General features: G+C 61.8%; 14 protein-coding genes. 1 reads left to right on the forward strand and 13 read right to left on the reverse strand.

The genetic code is table 11. The annotated features are described in order from the left end of the window. Window positions 1-49: 49 nt before the first annotated feature. The 4 genes from IOD17_RS17735 to IOD17_RS17750 all read right to left on the reverse strand — a co-directional run bounded on the left by IOD17_RS17735 (window position 50) and on the right by IOD17_RS17750 (window position 2581). Window positions 50-745, reverse strand: coding sequence for a DNA alkylation repair protein (locus tag IOD17_RS17735; protein WP_233686353.1), 696 nt, complete (start codon window positions 743-745; stop codon window positions 50-52). Between the two features lie 4 nt (window positions 746-749). Further along, complete coding sequence (locus IOD17_RS17740) at window positions 750-1145, reverse strand: DUF1398 family protein (protein WP_233686354.1); 396 nt, start codon at window positions 1143-1145, stop codon at window positions 750-752. 21 nt (window positions 1146-1166) lie between these two features. Next, complete coding sequence (locus IOD17_RS17745; protein WP_233686355.1) at window positions 1167-1634, reverse strand: MarR family winged helix-turn-helix transcriptional regulator; 468 nt, start codon at window positions 1632-1634, stop codon at window positions 1167-1169. Window positions 1635-1774: 140 nt separating this feature from the next. Continuing rightward, window positions 1775-2581 (reverse strand): substrate-binding periplasmic protein, encoded by an 807-nt coding sequence (locus IOD17_RS17750; protein WP_233686356.1) that lies wholly within the window; start codon window positions 2579-2581, stop codon window positions 1775-1777. Window positions 2582-2803: 222 nt separating this feature from the next. Between IOD17_RS17750 and IOD17_RS17755 the strand changes: the two genes are divergently transcribed. After that, window positions 2804-3148 (forward strand): hypothetical protein, encoded by a 345-nt coding sequence (locus IOD17_RS17755; RefSeq protein ID WP_233686357.1) that lies wholly within the window; start codon window positions 2804-2806, stop codon window positions 3146-3148. 10 nt (window positions 3149-3158) lie between these two features. Here IOD17_RS17755 and hrpA read toward each other — a convergent pair whose 3' ends face one another. From hrpA to IOD17_RS17800, 9 genes are all read right to left on the reverse strand, one after another. Then, a complete protein-coding gene (gene hrpA / locus IOD17_RS17760) occupies window positions 3159-7226 on the reverse strand; it encodes an ATP-dependent RNA helicase HrpA (protein WP_233686358.1) in 4068 nt (1355 codons plus the stop codon). A 135-nt stretch (window positions 7227-7361) separates the two neighbouring features. Beyond that, window positions 7362-7571, reverse strand: coding sequence for a cold-shock protein (locus tag IOD17_RS17765; protein WP_090251540.1), 210 nt, complete (start codon window positions 7569-7571; stop codon window positions 7362-7364). A gap of 238 nt (window positions 7572-7809) precedes the next feature. After that, window positions 7810-7998 (reverse strand): 4-oxalocrotonate tautomerase, encoded by a 189-nt coding sequence (locus tag IOD17_RS17770; protein ID WP_090251538.1) that lies wholly within the window; start codon window positions 7996-7998, stop codon window positions 7810-7812. A 147-nt stretch (window positions 7999-8145) separates the two neighbouring features. Then, window positions 8146-9981 carry a GldG family protein gene (locus IOD17_RS17775; protein ID WP_233686359.1) on the reverse strand — a complete coding sequence of 612 codons (1836 nt, stop codon included), beginning with the start codon at window positions 9979-9981 and terminating at the stop codon, window positions 8146-8148. Window positions 9982-9989: 8 nt separating this feature from the next. Beyond that, window positions 9990-10724: an ABC transporter permease subunit gene (locus IOD17_RS17780; protein WP_233686360.1), complete on the reverse strand. Its 735-nt coding sequence runs from the start codon at window positions 10722-10724 to the stop codon at window positions 9990-9992. Beyond that, window positions 10721-11644 (reverse strand): ABC transporter ATP-binding protein, encoded by a 924-nt coding sequence (locus IOD17_RS17785; protein WP_233686361.1) that lies wholly within the window; start codon window positions 11642-11644, stop codon window positions 10721-10723. The genes IOD17_RS17780 and IOD17_RS17785 overlap by 4 nt, the downstream gene beginning before the upstream one ends. A gap of 183 nt (window positions 11645-11827) precedes the next feature. Further along, window positions 11828-12997, reverse strand: coding sequence for an iron-containing alcohol dehydrogenase (locus IOD17_RS17790; protein WP_233686362.1), 1170 nt, complete (start codon window positions 12995-12997; stop codon window positions 11828-11830). An 8-nt stretch (window positions 12998-13005) separates the two neighbouring features. Beyond that, a complete protein-coding gene (locus IOD17_RS17795) occupies window positions 13006-14394 on the reverse strand; it encodes an aldehyde dehydrogenase family protein (protein WP_233686363.1) in 1389 nt (462 codons plus the stop codon). Window positions 14395-14458: 64 nt separating this feature from the next. Further along, complete coding sequence (locus tag IOD17_RS17800) at window positions 14459-15832, reverse strand: glutamine synthetase family protein (protein WP_233686364.1); 1374 nt, start codon at window positions 15830-15832, stop codon at window positions 14459-14461. Window positions 15833-15927: the final 95 nt, after the last annotated feature.

The following is a 15927-nucleotide window of genomic DNA, read 5'->3' on the forward strand; positions in this document are numbered from 1 at the left end:
AATCACAACGGGATTAGCCTGCGCTAATCCCGTTTTTTGATGGGCCCGCTTATTGGCTGGCAGCAAGGTGCTTCTGCGCCTCACGCAGCGTCAGCGCGGAGAATTGCTCAGCGTTGTGCCGTAGAAAGTGACTCACCGCCTGCGGGTTCCAGCGGGCGTAGTCGCGTAACGCCCAACCGATCGCTTTGCGGATAAATACGTTCTTCTCGCCGGCCAGCTGTTGCGCATAGGTAAACAGGCGCTCGGCGTCGGTATCCAGTCGCCAGCCGAGCTGATGCAGCATGGCGGCACGACGAACCCACAGATCGGCGTCAGTAATCCACTGGTCCATCGTTGCCTGTGCAATCTCTGTTGTTGCCCGTTCCGCACGGACAATCAGGCCGATAACCGCACTGAGCCCATCGACGGTTTCCCACCAGGCATCACGTTGCAGAAGCTGACGAATCGCCGGTAAATCTGCGCTGCGCAAAAGCCGGTGCTGCTGCCTGAGCAGGTCAATCGCGGTGTAGCGGTACTCACGCTCTGGCTGGCACCACAACAGCTGTGCAGCGGCCAGCACCTCGGCGCTGCAATCCCAGCGCACCTTGTCCAGCCGTTTGACAGCCGCTCTGCGCACAGGCGCAGGCAAGCCGAGAAAGGCGAACTGATCCAGCAGGTAGGCGCGCATCTTCACCGCGCTGGCGGCATTGGCCAGCGGCCGCAGTGCCTGCTCGATGGCGGCCAGATAAAGGTCGGGGCTGGTCATGCACTCAGTCCGGAAAGCGCTCGATATGCGCCTCGCCATTGCGGCCGTAGTAGTTCACATGGCGACCCTGCAACCAGACCATATAGCCAATGCAGCCGGCGGCTTGCGAACGGCGCTTGAATTCCGGGTAGAGCAGTTCGCCCTGCTGCGCTGCGCGGATCGCGGCCTGGATATCCGGGGCGGAAAACGCCCGGGCAATCCCCGCCTGCGGTGCAACCATATCCAGGCTGTAGGTTTGCCCATTAGGCAGGTAGTAGGTGGTGCGGCAGGCGCGGTAATCCACCCAGTAGGACTCCACGCCAGCACTGAGCAAGGCCTCCACAACCTGACCAAAATGGATGCTGCCCTCGTTCGAACGGCTGAAGGTGATCTGGATGATGGACTCAATCGCACTGTTCATCGCGGCTCCGGCATTACAGGCTCAGTTGATCGGGACTTGCGTGAGGTTCTGGCGCAGCACAATGTCCTGCATCAGAGACATCATCTCTGCACGCTGAGCGTCGCTCAGGTGGCCAAAGAACAGCTGGTCATTCTCATCCGCCAACGCCGCCAGTTTGGGCACCAGGCTATTGCCGGCGGCGGTCAGCAACAGGCGCTGCTCCCTGGCGCGGTCTTCGGCCAGCGGGCGTTCGGCCAGGCCTTTACCCTGCAGCTTGGTGACGACCTTGGAGGCGGCCCCTTTGGTCATGCCCAGGGCAGTAATCAACTCGGCATGGGTGGTGTGCGCGCGCTCATACAAGGTGCGCAGGGCAACCCATTCGGACAGGGTGATGTCGTGCTGCTCCAGTTGCTTTTCAAATCGAGCAGAGACCTGGTTGGAAACAAAACGCAGCCAGAAGCCAAGGTGGGCATCCAGCGGGCTGACAGTCAGTGGGGGCGACTTCTTCATATTGGTTTCCTTGGAAACAATCTGACAAGAGTTTGTTTCCAAGGAAACCTAATGTCAAGCGAGGTAAACATCCAATCAGGGTGCGACTGACGCATGCAGCATCCCGACCGTGGGTCGTATCCACAGGAGAAGCACAGCGCTTAGGGTTTTATATAGCGCTGCACAATCCGCGCATAACGGCCATCCACCACCAGTTCACGCAGCGCATCGGCATAGGCCTGGGCAAAGTCAGGCTCGGTTGAGCGCTTACTGAAAGCAATCTCTGCAGCGTCACTGGACACCACTACAGCCGTGGGCTTGATCCGCTCGCTGAGGCCCAGTTGCTGGATTTCGTAGGCACCGGTGTTTTCGTCGGCAATCACCCCATCGATACGGCCCTTGCCGACCATGCGCCAGAGGTTGTTGCGATTGGCCACCTGCACCACGCGCGCAGCAAACGCAGGATCACGCATCAGTTGTTCGTAATCTGCGCCATAGGCCACGTTGATCTGCGCGCCCAGGCGAAATTCACTGTGCTGCAGCTCCAGCAGTTGCGTGATCGGCCAGCGCTGCATGGCCTGCGTGTACATAAACAGAATATTGCGCGAGGGCGGCAGCACCGGGCCGGAGAAATGCGCATAGGCCTCGCGCTCTGGCCGGCGGAAGGCACCGGGCAGGATATCCAGGCGGCCCAGCTCCAGCTCCTTGAGCGCCCGTGCCCAGGGCAGTTTGCGCAGTTTGATCTGGCAGCCCAGACGGGCCAGTGCCGCGCGGTTGATTTCAACGTCGATACCCACCACCGCGCCATCCGCCGTTTGCATGCTGAACGGCGGGTCATCGTCCCAGCGCAGGGTTTTCTCACAGGCAGCCACTGCCAGACCCGGCCAACAGATCAGCAGCAACAGAACAAGCAATAAGCGGAGAGGCAACAAGGGCGAGTGGCGGATATCGACGGCAATCAAGATCATCACTCACGCGGGGTCGATGGGATGTCGCCTGAGTCTAGCAGCAGAGTCCCGCGTGCCAGCAAGCCATAGACCCGCATAAATACGGCACTGTCGTGGAACGGCCAGGGTTTGCATAAAGCGTCGCAAGATCGAGCGACATTGATGATGTCTCCCACGATTTGACCCCACGGCAGTCAGCAACCATGGTTGTTAGGCCATGACCTGAATGCGGAGAATCATCCCATGCAAACCCTACCCAGCGCGCTTGCCGCTCTAGTCCTGCTGTTTAGCCTGCCCACCCATGCGGCGGACATTGATGTAGAGAACCAGTCGTCCTGGGAGATCCACGAGATTTATTTCTCACCCAGCGACGAAGAGAACTGGGGCGAAGATCACCTCGGCGAACACGTACTGGAGTCTGGCATGACCCTGTCGCTGACAGGTGTCACACCTGGTGAATGGGACATCCGCCTGGTCGATGAGGACGAAGATGTGTGCGTACTGCAGGGCGTTACGGTGAGCGCTTCGGAAACCTGGCTGATCGAAGACGACGACCTGGTGGACTGCCAGGCAGCGACCGAAGAATAGCCGCGGCCTGTTAGCCTTCGACCACGCTCCACTGCTTGCTCAGACGCTTGTCGGAGACTGGCAGCTTGGTGCCCAACTGCTGGGCAAACAGCGACACGCGGTATTCCTCCAGTAGCCAGCGGTACAGCACCAGCTGCGGGTCGCGTTTACCTTCCTGGCCGTGCTTGCCTAGGCGCGCCTGGTATTGCTCCCAGTAACCCGCCAGCTCGCCGCTCCACACGCGGTCGCGCTGCACCTGGCCGCCGATCTTGTCCATACGCTGCTCGATGGCCTTCAAATATCTGGGGATTTCCTTAAGCCACTGCGCCGGGGTTTCGCGGACAAAACCGGGATAGACCAGGTTGCTTAGCTGCAGCTTGATGTCGTTAAGCGCCATGGCCTGGGCCAGGTCGATTTTGCCTTTGAAGCGCTTCTGCAGGCCGTGCCAGAGTTTGAGAATCTCCAGGGTCAGCTTGGCCAGGCGTTCGGCGTAACCAGTCAAGTCGCCACGCTTGCGCTCAGCCAGAGCCGCCAGACCGGCACCGTCGCGCGGTAGCGGCTCGCTGCCTTCAAGAATGCAGCTGTCGAGGCTGGCCAGCAGAATATCTTCAACCAGCGCATCGACTCGGCCCATGTCGCGGTAGAGCAGCGCCAGTTCGGTCAGCCCCGGCAACTTGCCGCGCAGAAACTTGGCCTGCTCGCTCAACTGCTGCAACAGCAAGCGCTGCAAGGCGCGTCGATGCTGGAACTCGGCTTCGGCCAGGGTCGGGAAGCGTCCTTCCTTGACCACGCCTGCCTCCTCCACCAGCGCCGGGTAGACGGTCATGGACAGGCCGGCGACCTGTTGCTGGGTCTTCGCCGCCACTTCACTAAAGGCCTTGGCCTCCACCGGTTGCTGGCTCTTGGCGGTTTGTGGCAGGGCCAGGCCGGCCTGGGTCGCCTCGCTAAAGCGCGCGGTCAGTTCACTCAGATCGCGGCCTTCGCCCAGGGGTTTACCCTGGTTGTCGACCACTTCGATATTCATCCGTAGATGGCCTTCGAGCTGCGCGGCAGATTCAGCCCAGGCCTCGTCGCTGACCCGCGTGCCGGTCATGCGCGTCAGCTCGCGGCCGAGTGCTTCCGGCAGGCTGCCGTCGGCAAAGCTGATCTTGCTCAGCGCCGCACCGACAAAGTCCGGCACCGGCACAAAATTCTTGCGCAGCGCCTTGGGCAGGCCGCGTACCAGGGCCATGCACTTGGTTTCCAACAGGCCTGGCACCAGCCACTCCAGCCGTTCGGGCGGCAGTTGCGGCAACAACGGTGCGGGCACGCGCAGGGTCACGCCGTCACGCGGGTGGTTGGGCTCGAAGTGATAGGTAAGCGGCAGGGTCAGCTCGCCCAGGCGCAGGGTGTCCGGGTACTGCGCTGCAGTGACTTCGGAGGCCGAGCGGGCGAGCACATCTTCTTCGCGCATCAGCAACAGCTGCGGATTCTTCGCGCTCTCCGTCTTGTACCAATTGTCGAAGGTGGCGCTCTGGTAGATGTTCGCCGGCAGGCGGGCCTCGTAGTAGGCGAACAGGGTTTCCTCGTCGGCGAGGATGTCACGACGACGTGCCTTGGCTTCCAGCTCGTCGAGTTTTTCCAGCAGCTGGCGGTTGGCCGCCAGGCACTTGGCGCGCGAGTTGATCTCGCCACCCACCAGGCCCTCGCGGATAAACAGCTCGCGCGAGGCCACAGGGTCAATCGGCCCGAAGTGCACCGCACGGCGGCCGATCACGATCAGGCCGTACAGGCTGATTTGTTCATAGGCCACCACCTGGCCACGCTTCTTCTCCCAGTGCGGTTCCAGGTGGTTTTTCTTGATCAGATGGCCGGCCAGCGGCTCGATCCAGTCCGGCTCGATCTTGGCCACCATGCGCGCAAACAGCTTGGTGGTTTCCACCAGCTCGGCGGTCATCAGCCAAACCGGTTTCTTGCGGCCGATCACCGAGGACGGGTGCACCCAGAAGCGCCGCTGACGCGCGCCCTGGTAGTCGCCGTCTTCGGTTTTCTGACCGATCTGGCTGAGCAGGCCAGCGAGGATGGCCTTGTGCACCGCGGCGTAGCCTTTGGCACGTTGGGCGGCCTGATCTTTTTCGGCCAGCTCTTTTTCTTTCTGTGCAGCGGAGAGCTGTGGTGTGGCATTGCGGCGATCATTTTCTGGGCTCGAAGGCTTAGTTGCCTGAGCGCCCGGATCGCCAGCAAGCTGGCTCCTACCCTTCCCTTTGTCACCTGAAGACAGCTGCAAATCACGGGTAATCAGCACCAGCTGGCGATGCGCATCGCGCCACTCGCGCAGCCTGAGGTAGTTAAGGAAGTTCTTCCGGCACCAGCTGCGCAATGCGCTGGAACCCAAAGTCTGACGCTGCTCTTCAAAGCCGCGCCAGAGGTTGATCAGCGCGGCGAAGTCGGAATCCACATCCTTCCACTGCGCATGGGCCTGATCGGCGGCCTGTTGACGGTCGGACGGCCGCTCGCGCACATCCTGCACAGACAGTGCACTGGCGATAATCAGGATTTCTTCCAGACTGCCCTGCTTGGCACCTTCCAGCACCATCCGGCCTAACCGGGGATCAACAGGCAGGCGCGCCAACTGGCGGCCCAGCGGCGTCAGTTGACCTTCGCGGCTGACCGCCGAGAGCTCCTGCAGCAGGTTGAAGCCGTCGCTGATGGCCTTGCCATCTGGCGGTTCGATAAAGGGGAAAGCGTCAATCTCACCGAGGCGCAGGTGGAGCATCTGCAAAATCACCGCCGCGAGGTTGGTGCGCAGGATTTCCGGATCGGTAAAGGCCGGGCGGCCGTTGAAGTCTTCCTCGCTGTACAGGCGAATGCAGATACCGGGTTCGACACGCCCGCAGCGGCCCTTGCGCTGGTTGGCGCTGGCCTGGCTGATGGCCTCGACCGGCAAGCGCTGCACCTTGGCGCGGTAGCTGTAACGGCTGATGCGCGCCGTACCGGAGTCGATCACATAACGGATGCCCGGCACGGTCAGCGAAGTCTCGGCGACGTTGGTGGCGAGCACGATCTTGCGTGCGCCCATGGGCGCGAAAATCTTCTGCTGCTCGGCCGGGGTCAGCCGCGCATACAACGGCAGCACTTCGGTCAGGCGCAGGTTGGCCTTGCGCAGCACCTCGGCGGCGTCGCGAATTTCGCGCTCGCCGGGCAGGAACACCAGAATGTCACCAGGACGCTTGCCTTCGGCTTTTTCAAAGGCGCTGATTTCATCCAGGGCGGCGAGAATCGCCTGATCGACCGAGAGGTCTTCTTCGACGCGGTTGCCATCTTCGTCCTGCTCGGCGGCCAGCGGCCGATACCAGGTCTCTACCGGGAAGGTGCGCCCGGAGACCTCGACAATCGGCGCACCGCCAAAGTGCTCGGAAAAACGCTGCAGATCGATGGTCGCAGAAGTGATGATCAGCTTCAGGTCAGGGCGACGCACCAGCAGGGTTTTCAGAAAGCCCAGCAGGAAGTCGATGTTCAGGCTGCGTTCGTGGGCTTCGTCGACGATGATGGTGTCGTACTTTTCCAGATAGCGGTCGTGCTGGGTCTCGGCCAGCAGGATGCCGTCGGTCATCAGCTTGATCAGGCTGCGCTCGTTGCTCTGGTCCTCGAAACGCACCTGATAGCCGACCAGCTCGCCCAGCGGCGTACCGATTTCCTCGGCAACCCGTGTCGCCACGCTGCGTGCCGCCAAGCGGCGCGGTTGGGTGTGGCCGATCAGCCCGTGCACGCCACGGCCCAGTTCCAGGCAGATTTTCGGCAGCTGAGTAGTCTTGCCCGAACCGGTTTCGCCAGCGATTACCACCACCTGGTGCTGGCTGATGGCCGCCTTGATCTCGTCGCGCTTGGCGGCAATCGGCAAAGAGTCGTCGTAACGCATCGGCGGCACGCTACGCCTGCGCGCCTCAACCTTGGCCCGGGACGCCTCGAAGCGCTGCAACCACTGGGCCAGCTTGGCTTCGTCCACCGGCGTCTGTTTGCGCAGCTCATGCAACTGGCGGCGCAGGCGATGACGGTCGCCCAGCAGGGTCTGGTAAAGGTTTTTCAGCAGTTGGTCAACGGCGGGCGTGGCGTCGGTCATCGGGTAATCGCGGGGTGGGATCAAGGGGAAGAGCAGGAAGGCGGCGATTGTCGCATTTTTACCTGGGGGAAAACGACTGAAGGGCAGAAAGCAAAAAGCCCATCGATGATGGGCTTTTCTATTGCGGGAGTGGGCTTAAACGGCGGACACGTCGTCAGCCTGCAAGCCCTTCTGCCCCTGGGTCACGGCGAACTCGACCTTCTGCCCTTCGAGCAGGGTGCGATGGCCTTCGCCACGGATCGCACGGAAATGCACGAACACGTCCGCGCCGCTCTCGCGCTGAATAAAGCCATAACCCTTGGAATCATTGAACCACTTGACGGTGCCTGTCTCGCGCTCAGCCATTACCTGTATCTCCAGCGTGCAGTTTTTATTGTGTGGCGCGGCCTGCAGGCGAGTGCCCGGCCATCACCGAAGGCCGAGTATAAAACAGCGTTTATGACTGAAAAGCACTTTTTGCAGGAAGGCTGCAGGCCATACAAGACAAGCTATGCAGCGATATTCGCGGAGTAGAACAATCAACCTAGGATGGGTTAGCCGCACAGCGGCGTAACCCATCACCACTGGCCGAGGCGAAAGCCGGTTAGTCGCGCTCAGACCACATCACGCCACCGGTGGCCCAGTCGCCTTTTTTCACTTCCTCGAAGATCACATCCACCGCGCTGGCATCGCAGCCAAGCACCTTGGTCGAGGCGTCGGTCAGGGCTTTGGCGTACTCGCGTTTGATCTCATCACTGCGGCCTTCGAATATTTTGACCAGGAGGGTAGGCATCTAATTAATCCTCAAGACTGAGATAACAGGACTGTTTAGATCGGTCACGGCGATCCGCTTGGCGCATTGGCGCGTACGCATTATCTGACCGGCAGGACAGAAACACAAAGGGCCGCGTCAAGCGGCCCTTTGTAGGTACAGGCGGGATCAGCCGTGACGGCGCCGACGCCACAACCACAGCGCCAGCACGCCGAGGGTCAGCAGCAGCGGCACCAGAGCGATATTGAGGAACTTGAGCGTGCTGCCCAGGGCCTCGATATCGGCATTCAGCTGGTAACGCACGTCGCGCAGCTCCTTGCGGATCGCCAGCTTCTGCTGCACAAACTGCTGCACCGCGGCTTGCTGCTCGGGCGTCAGCTCCAGGGCTTTGCTGGGGTCATCGCTCTGCTGCAGCGCGGCGAGCTTCTGCTCGGTATCGGCCAGTTGATTTTGCAGGGCCTGCTCCTTCTCACGGAACTTGACCTCAGCCTCACGCTGAATCGCGTCCACCACCTCGAACGGCCGGGTGAAGCGACCGCGCGAACGTACGCTGATCAGCGCTTCGGAGCCAGCCAGGTTGTCCAGGGCGTTGATCGCGAAACCGGCGTTATCCGCCCACGGCTGCGGGATGCGCTGGCCGAAGAAGTCCTGCACCTGCACCCACATGCGGTCAGTGAGCATGTCGGTGTCGGCGACAACGATCACGTTGATGTTGTCGGCCTGCTTGAGGCCATCCTTCTGCCCTTCGATCCCTTCCGGGAAAGCCGTTTGCGCCGGGCCGCTGATACGCGCGGCCAAGGTGTAACGCTCACCGGTGGGCTTGAGTTCGCGGATCAGCTCTTCCGGGTTGGCCAGCATGCCGAAGCGTTTGACATCAAACGGCATGGCGTACTGCGAGCTGCGAATCAGCGGGATGAACTGGGTTTTTGCACCGTCCAGCGGCTCCAGCATGCCGGCGGTGGCCACCGTGATGGTTTCCAGCGAGGCGGTGCTGATGTCGTCCTTGTCCAGGGCGTTCTTCGGCAGGCTCAGCCAGGCGGCGTGACGCACAGGGCGCTGGCCCTGCCCCATGCTCACCGACATGGCGTAGGAGCCGTCGCCCAGCACCTGATCCGGCACCATGCGCAGGCCCCAGGCCTTGAACAGTGCGGGCAGGTCGGAGGCTTTGTCGATAACCATCTCGCCAGGCATTTCGGCCTGGGTATCGGCCTCACTGAACGGGTCGACGAAGGTCAGCAGCTTGCCGCCGCGCAGGACAAACTGGTCAATCGCATACAAGGTCTGCTCAGGCAGCTGCTTGGGGTGAATCAGCAGCAGCACCGAAACCTTTTCCGGGATCAGGTCGATATCGCGCTTGAGGCTTTCGATCTGGAACAGCTGACGGATTTCCTCGATCAGCATCCAGGCCGGTGTCGGCTGGCGTGCGGCCATGTCGAAACCGCCGTTGACCTGCAAGCCAGACAGCACGCCGACCACCGGCCGCTCGGGCTTGGCCAGGCTTTGCACCAGACGGCTGAGTTCGTATTCAAGGAACTCTTCCTGATCCAGGGCAAAGAACGGGATCACCTGGGTCTGGCCTTCGGCATTTTTGCCGGCCAGGCCGAAGTAGATCGAGTCGCCGCCCTGCTGCAGCGGAATGCCTTGCAGGCCGAACTCGGCGGCTTTGTCTTCGTCCTCGGAGAACGGTGCGGGGTCGATGATCGTCAGCTTGAGTTTGCCATCCGCCTCACGCTGGTAGGCCTTGAGCATTTCCTCAACACGCTTGGCGTAAGTACGCAGCGCAGGCAGGTCCTTGGTGGCGGTGTCGGAGTAGAAGAAGTTCAGCTCCACCGGTTCATCCAGCTCGGCAAGAATCTGCTCGGTGCCGCTGGAGAGGGTGTAGAGCTTCTGCTCGGTCAGATCCAAGCGCACGCCGCTAAGGCTGATGCTGGAGAACAGGTTGAAGGCGAGAAACGCCAGGGCAATGAGTGCAAGCCCGGCGCTGGAAACCATCAGCTTTTTCATGGGCGGCCTCAGTCAGCTTTCTTCAGGTCGATTACCACCGCCGTCGCTGCCAACCAGGCGGCAATCAGGGTGAGGAAATACAGCAGGTCGCGCAGGTCGATCACGCCCTTGCTGATCGCATCGAAACGGGTCAGGAAGCTCAGCGAAGCCACGGCATCCACCAGCCATTGCGGCGCCCAGCCACTGAAACCGTCGAGCACCATGGGGAAGCCACTGACGATAAACAGGAAGCACACGCTGACGGCCAGGATAAAGGCGATCACCTGGTTCTTCGCCAGTGCCGACATGCACGAGCCAATCGCCAGGTAGGCGCCGGCCAGCAGCCAGCTGCCGATGTAACCGGTGATGATCGCGCCATTATCCGGTTCACCGAGGTAATTGACGGTGATCACCATCGGGAAGGTCAGCAGCAGCGCCAGACCGGCAAAGGCCCAGGCGGCGAGGAACTTGCCGGTTACCGCATCGAAACGGGTGATCGGCAGGGTCATCAGCAGCTCGATGGTGCCGCTCTTACGCTCTTCGGCCCACAGGCGCATGGCAATCGCCGGCACCAGAAAGAGATACAGCCAGGGGTGGAAGTTGAAGAACGGCGCCAGGTTGGCCTGGCCGCTCTCGAAGAAACCACCCAGGTAGAAGGTGAACACCCCGGACAGCACCAGGAAGATCAGGATAAATACATAGGCCAGCGGCGTGGCGAAGTAGCTCGCCAGCTCGCGCTTGAAGACCACCGACAGCTGACTCATACCACCTCCCCACGGGTCAGGCTGCGGAACACTTCGTCCAGCCGCCCGCGTTCAACATTCAATTCCTTGACCTGCCAACCGCGCTCGGCGATCAGCGCGTTGACCTGCGGGAAGATCACTTCACCCGGTTTGGCCAGGATACTCAGGCTGTGCTCCAGGGCATTTTCTTCCACCCCGGCCACGCCCGGCAACGCAGCCAGTGCGGCCTGGTCCAGCGGCTCGGCAGCCACCAGGGTGACGGCCTGGTGATAGCGCGAGCGGCTTTCCAGCTCCAGCGGCGTGCCATCGGCTAGTAGCTTGCCGTGGGCGATCACCACCGCGCGGGTGCAGACAGCGGAGACTTCTTCAAGGATATGGGTAGAGATGATCACGATCTTGTCGTGGGCCAGGCTCTGGATAAGCTTGCGTACCTGATGCTTCTGATTCGGGTCGAGGCCATCGGTGGGCTCATCGAGGATCAGCACCTTGGGGTCATGCAGAATCGCCTGGGCCAGACCGACGCGGCGCTTGAAGCCTTTCGACAGGGTTTCGATCGACTGTTCCAGCACGGCGTCCAACTCGACCTGAGCCACCGCTTTGGCCACCCGCTCACGTTTCTCGGCACCCTTGAAACCGCGCACCTCGGCGATAAATTCGAGGAAGCTGCGCACCGTCATATCGCCGTAGCACGGCGCACCTTCAGGCAGATAACCGATCTGCTGCTGAGCCTTGAGAGTGTCTTTCTGGATATCGAAACCGAGGATGCTGGCACTGCCTGAGGTCGGCGCAAGAAAGCCGGTGAGCATCTTCATGGTGGTGGATTTGCCGGCGCCGTTGGGGCCGAGAAAGCCCAGCACTTCACCGGGCTGAACGCTGAAGGACAGGTTGTCCACCGCGGTGTGCTGCGCAAAACGCTTGGTTAGGTTTTTTATTTCGATCATGGCCTCTCACCGTTGCGGTAACAGGCCCTGCTTACAGCCGGGCAGGCGCAAGCCGGGCGCGCTTAAATGCCGGGGGAATATAAGGAGTCACGCGCAGGCAGCGCAAGCGAAGAACCGGCGGGTCATGTATCTGTTCGCTACAGCGCTGCTCGCCCACGCGAGCAGCGCTGGAAGAGCTAGAGATTAGAGGGTGCCGCGCAGGGCTTTCTCGAACAGCTGGCTGTATTGCTGCGCGGTAAAGGCAATCGGGTTGGTGCCAGCGGACGGGTCAACCTCGGCCATCTGCCCAACCTGCTCGATGCGCGTGTCATCAATGCCGATCTCGCCCAGACTATGCGGGATGCCGACCTGCTCACGCAGCGCCATCACCCACTCAAGTACGCCCGTAAAACCGGGCTTGGCCAGGTTCAGGTAGCGCGCCATTTTCTCCATCTGCGGCTCGATGCGCTCACGGTTGGCCACCAGCACATAGGGCATCAGCACCGCGTTGAGCAGGCCGTGGTGGGCGTCGTACAGCGCGCCCAGCGGATGGGCCAGAGCGTGCATGGCACCCAGGCCGCGCTGGAAAGCGGTGGCGCCCATGCTCGACGCCACCAGCATCTGCAAGCGCGCTTCCACATCGCTGCCCTGCGCCACTGCGCGCGGCAGATACTCCTGCACCAGGCGCATGCCTTCCAGGGCAATGCCTTCGGCCATGGGGTGAAACAGCGGCGAGCAGAAGGCCTCCAGGTTATGTGACAGCGCATCCATACCAGTGGCGGCAGTGATCTTGGCCGGCAGGCCGAGGGTCAGTTCCGGATCGAGGATCACCAGCGCCGGCAACATGCGCGCGTGGAAGATGATGCGTTTGATATGCGCATCATCATCGGTGATCACCGAGGCACGGCCGACTTCCGAGCCGGTACCGGCAGTAGTCGGCACCGCCACCACCGGGGCCATGCCGGCAACATTGACGCGATTGCAGTTGTCGCCGATGTCTTCGAAATCCCACAACGGCCGATCCTGGCCGACCATCAGGGCGATGGCCTTGCCGGCATCCAGCGCCGAGCCGCCGCCAAAGGCGATCACCCCGTCATGCTTGCCGGCCTTGAATGCGGCCACCCCGTCCATCACGTTCTGCCCGGTGGGGTTGCCCTTGATGCCATGGAACAACCCGGCCTTGAGGCCATCATCGCGGCAGTGCAACAGCGCGCGGTCGATCATCGGCAAGGCGGCCAGGCCAGGGTCGGTGACCAGCAGCGGCGCGCTCATGCCCAGTTGCCGGCAGGCCGCCGCCAGCTCGTTGATGCGACCCACGCCGACACGCACCGAGGTCGGGTAATTCCAGTTCATGCGGTAATGATTCAGGTCCATGGCTCGCCTCACAGCTGGGTCTTGAAATGGAAGGATTTCGGCCGTGTGACGTGCTCGAAGCCGACGCTGGACAGGGTGCAGCCGCGCCCGGAGTTCTTCACCCCGGTCCAGGCCAGTGCCGGGTCGAGGTAGTCACAGCGATTGAGAAAAACCGTGCCCGCCTCTACCCGTTCGGCCAGGGCCATGGCGGCATCCACGTCACGGCTGAAGATCGCGGCGGTAAGGCCAAACTCGCTGTCGTTCATCAGCGCCAGGGCCTCCTCGTCATCCTTGACCTTCTGGATGCCCACCACTGGGCCAAAGGATTCCTCGGTCATCACCCGCATACCGTGGTGCACATTGGTCAGCACCTGCGGCGCGAGGTACTGCGAGCCGGGGTGGTCCAGGGCAAAGTCGGCCGGCACCAGATGGGCGGTGGCGCCCTGTGCGATGGCATCGTGAATCTGCCCTCGGACGAAATCCGCCGCCTCGGCGCGTACCAACGGGCCGAGGGTGGTATCGGGGTCATCAGAGCGGCCGAGTTTGTACTGCTTGACCAGCGCCACCGCCTGTTCGACGAAGGCGTCATACAGCGATTCGTGCACATAGATGCGCTCGATGCCGCAGCAGGATTGCCCGGAGTTGAAGAACGCCCCATCAATCGTGGTTTCCACCGCATGGGCCAGGTGAGCGTCGGCGCGCACATAGGCCGGGTCCTTGCCGCCCAACTCCAGGCCGATGCTGAGAAAGCGCCCCACCGCCACCCGTTCGACCATGGTGCCGCCGGGTACCGAACCGGTGAAGGCCACATGGGCAATGGTCGGCGCCTGGATCAGCGCCTCGGTTTCACCGTGGCTCAGGTGCAGGTACTGGAATACTCCGTCGGGCAAGCCGGCCTCGCTGAAGGCTTCGACCATGCGCTCGGCGCACAGAGGGGTTTGCGCGGAGTGCTTGAGTAGCACCGCATTGCCGGCCAGCAGCGCCGGCATCACCGCGTTTACCGCCGTCAGGTAGGGGTAGTTCCAGGGTGCGATCACCAGCGCCACGCCCAGCGGTTCACGGCGGATAAAGCGGATAAACCCGGGCTTCTCCGGCACTTGAATATCCGCCAGGGCCTGCTCGGCGATATCCGCCATATAGCTGGCACGTTCGACAAAGCCGCGCACCTCGCCTGCGGCATAGCGGATCGGCCGGCCCATCATCCAGCACAGCTCTTCAGCCAGCTGGGTTTCCTTGGCGGCGAACGCAGCAATCGCCTTACGGCCGATGGCGATACGCTCAGCCAGCGGGGTGGTCTTCCAGACCTGCTGCGCCAACTCAGCCTTGGCCAGAGCCGCCTGAATTTCAGGGTTAGAAGCCAGATGGCGCTCGACATACACCGAGCCGTCGATGGGAGAAATGCATTGCAGTTTGCTCATAACAGGCTCCATAACTGGACGCATACATTTGGCCCCCTCGCCCGCAAGCGGTAGAGGGGAGCGATCAGATAATTTCGAAGTAGCGATCCAGTTCCCAGTCGCTGACATGCCGGCGGTATTCGCGCTCTTCCCATTCGCGGCTGGCGGCGAAATGCTCAACAAACTCATCGCCAAACAGCTCCCGCGCCGCTGTCGACCCCTTCAGCCGTTGCGCCGCATCCCACAGGGTGCGCGGCAGGGCCAGCTCTTCCGGGTGCTTCATGGCGTAGGCGTTACCCACCACCGGCTCGGTCGGTTCCCACTGCTGCATCACGCCATACAGACCGGAGCCAAGCGCCACCGACAGGGCCAGAAACGGATTGCCGTCGGCCGCACCGAGGCGATATTCCTGACGCTGGGATTTGTCGCTGCCGGGAATGACGCGCAGCGCAGCGGTGCGGTTCTCCACACCCCAGGTGGCATCGGTGGGTGCCCAGAAGCCGGGAATCAGCCGACGATAGCTGTTCAACGTGGGCGCCACCATGCAGAGGAACTCCGGCATCAGGCGCTGCTGGCCAGCAAGGAAGTGGCGCTGAATCTTGCTCATGTTGTGCGCCTGGCTCGGGTCATAGAACGCCGACTTGCCGCTGGCCAGATCACGCAACGACACATGGATATGCCCGCTCTGCCCCGGGTATTTGCCCGACCACTTGGCCATAAAGGTGGCCATCAGGCCGTTACGCTGGGCCAACACCTTCATAAAGGTCTTGAACAGCGCGCCCTTGTCGGCTGCGGCTTCGGCGCGGTCATAGGCGATGGCTGCTTCCAGTACGCCGGGGCCGGTTTCGGTGTGCAGGCCTTCGATGGGGAAGTCCATGCGCTCGGCCATTTCCAGAATCTCGTGGTACAGCTCGGCGTGCACCGAGTTGCGAATCATCGAGTAGCCGAACCAGTCCGGGGTAAACGGCTTGAGGTTGCGAAAGCCCTTCTCGCGGGCCGACTCTGGGGTTTCATCGAACATGAAGAACTCATATTCCAGCGCCGCGAAGGCATCAAAACCCATGGCCTTGCTGCGCTCGACCACCCGCCGCAAGGTTCCGCGTGGGCAGACTTTTTCCGCCGCCTCGGCAAACTCGCAGATAAACAGCAGCATGCCGTTCTCGAAGGGCAACTCACGGCAGGTATGCGGCAGCACGCGCACCGGAGCATCGGGGTAACCGGTGTGCCAACCGGTGTATTGGGCGTTGTCGTAGAGCTGGTCCTTCACGTCCCAGCCAAGCACCACATCGCAGAAGGCAAAGCCGCTGTCGAGGGCGGAGAAGAATTTGCTGCGGCTGAGGTATTTGCCACGCATCACGCCATCGTTATCGAACACCCCGACCTTGATGTGGCTAAGGCCGCGCTCTTCGACAATACGCTTGGCATCCTGAACGGTTTTCACGTCTCGCGGATTGAGCATAAATGCACCTGTCTATTGTTGTTATGGCCGACATCCGGTGTCAGTCCTGCAGGCAACAACAGCGTCTCAAGCGCATCCCCACAACCACCACACAA

This window comes from Pseudomonas anguilliseptica, assembly GCF_021375795.1.
Taxonomy (GTDB): domain Bacteria; phylum Pseudomonadota; class Gammaproteobacteria; order Pseudomonadales; family Pseudomonadaceae; genus Aquipseudomonas; species Aquipseudomonas anguilliseptica_A.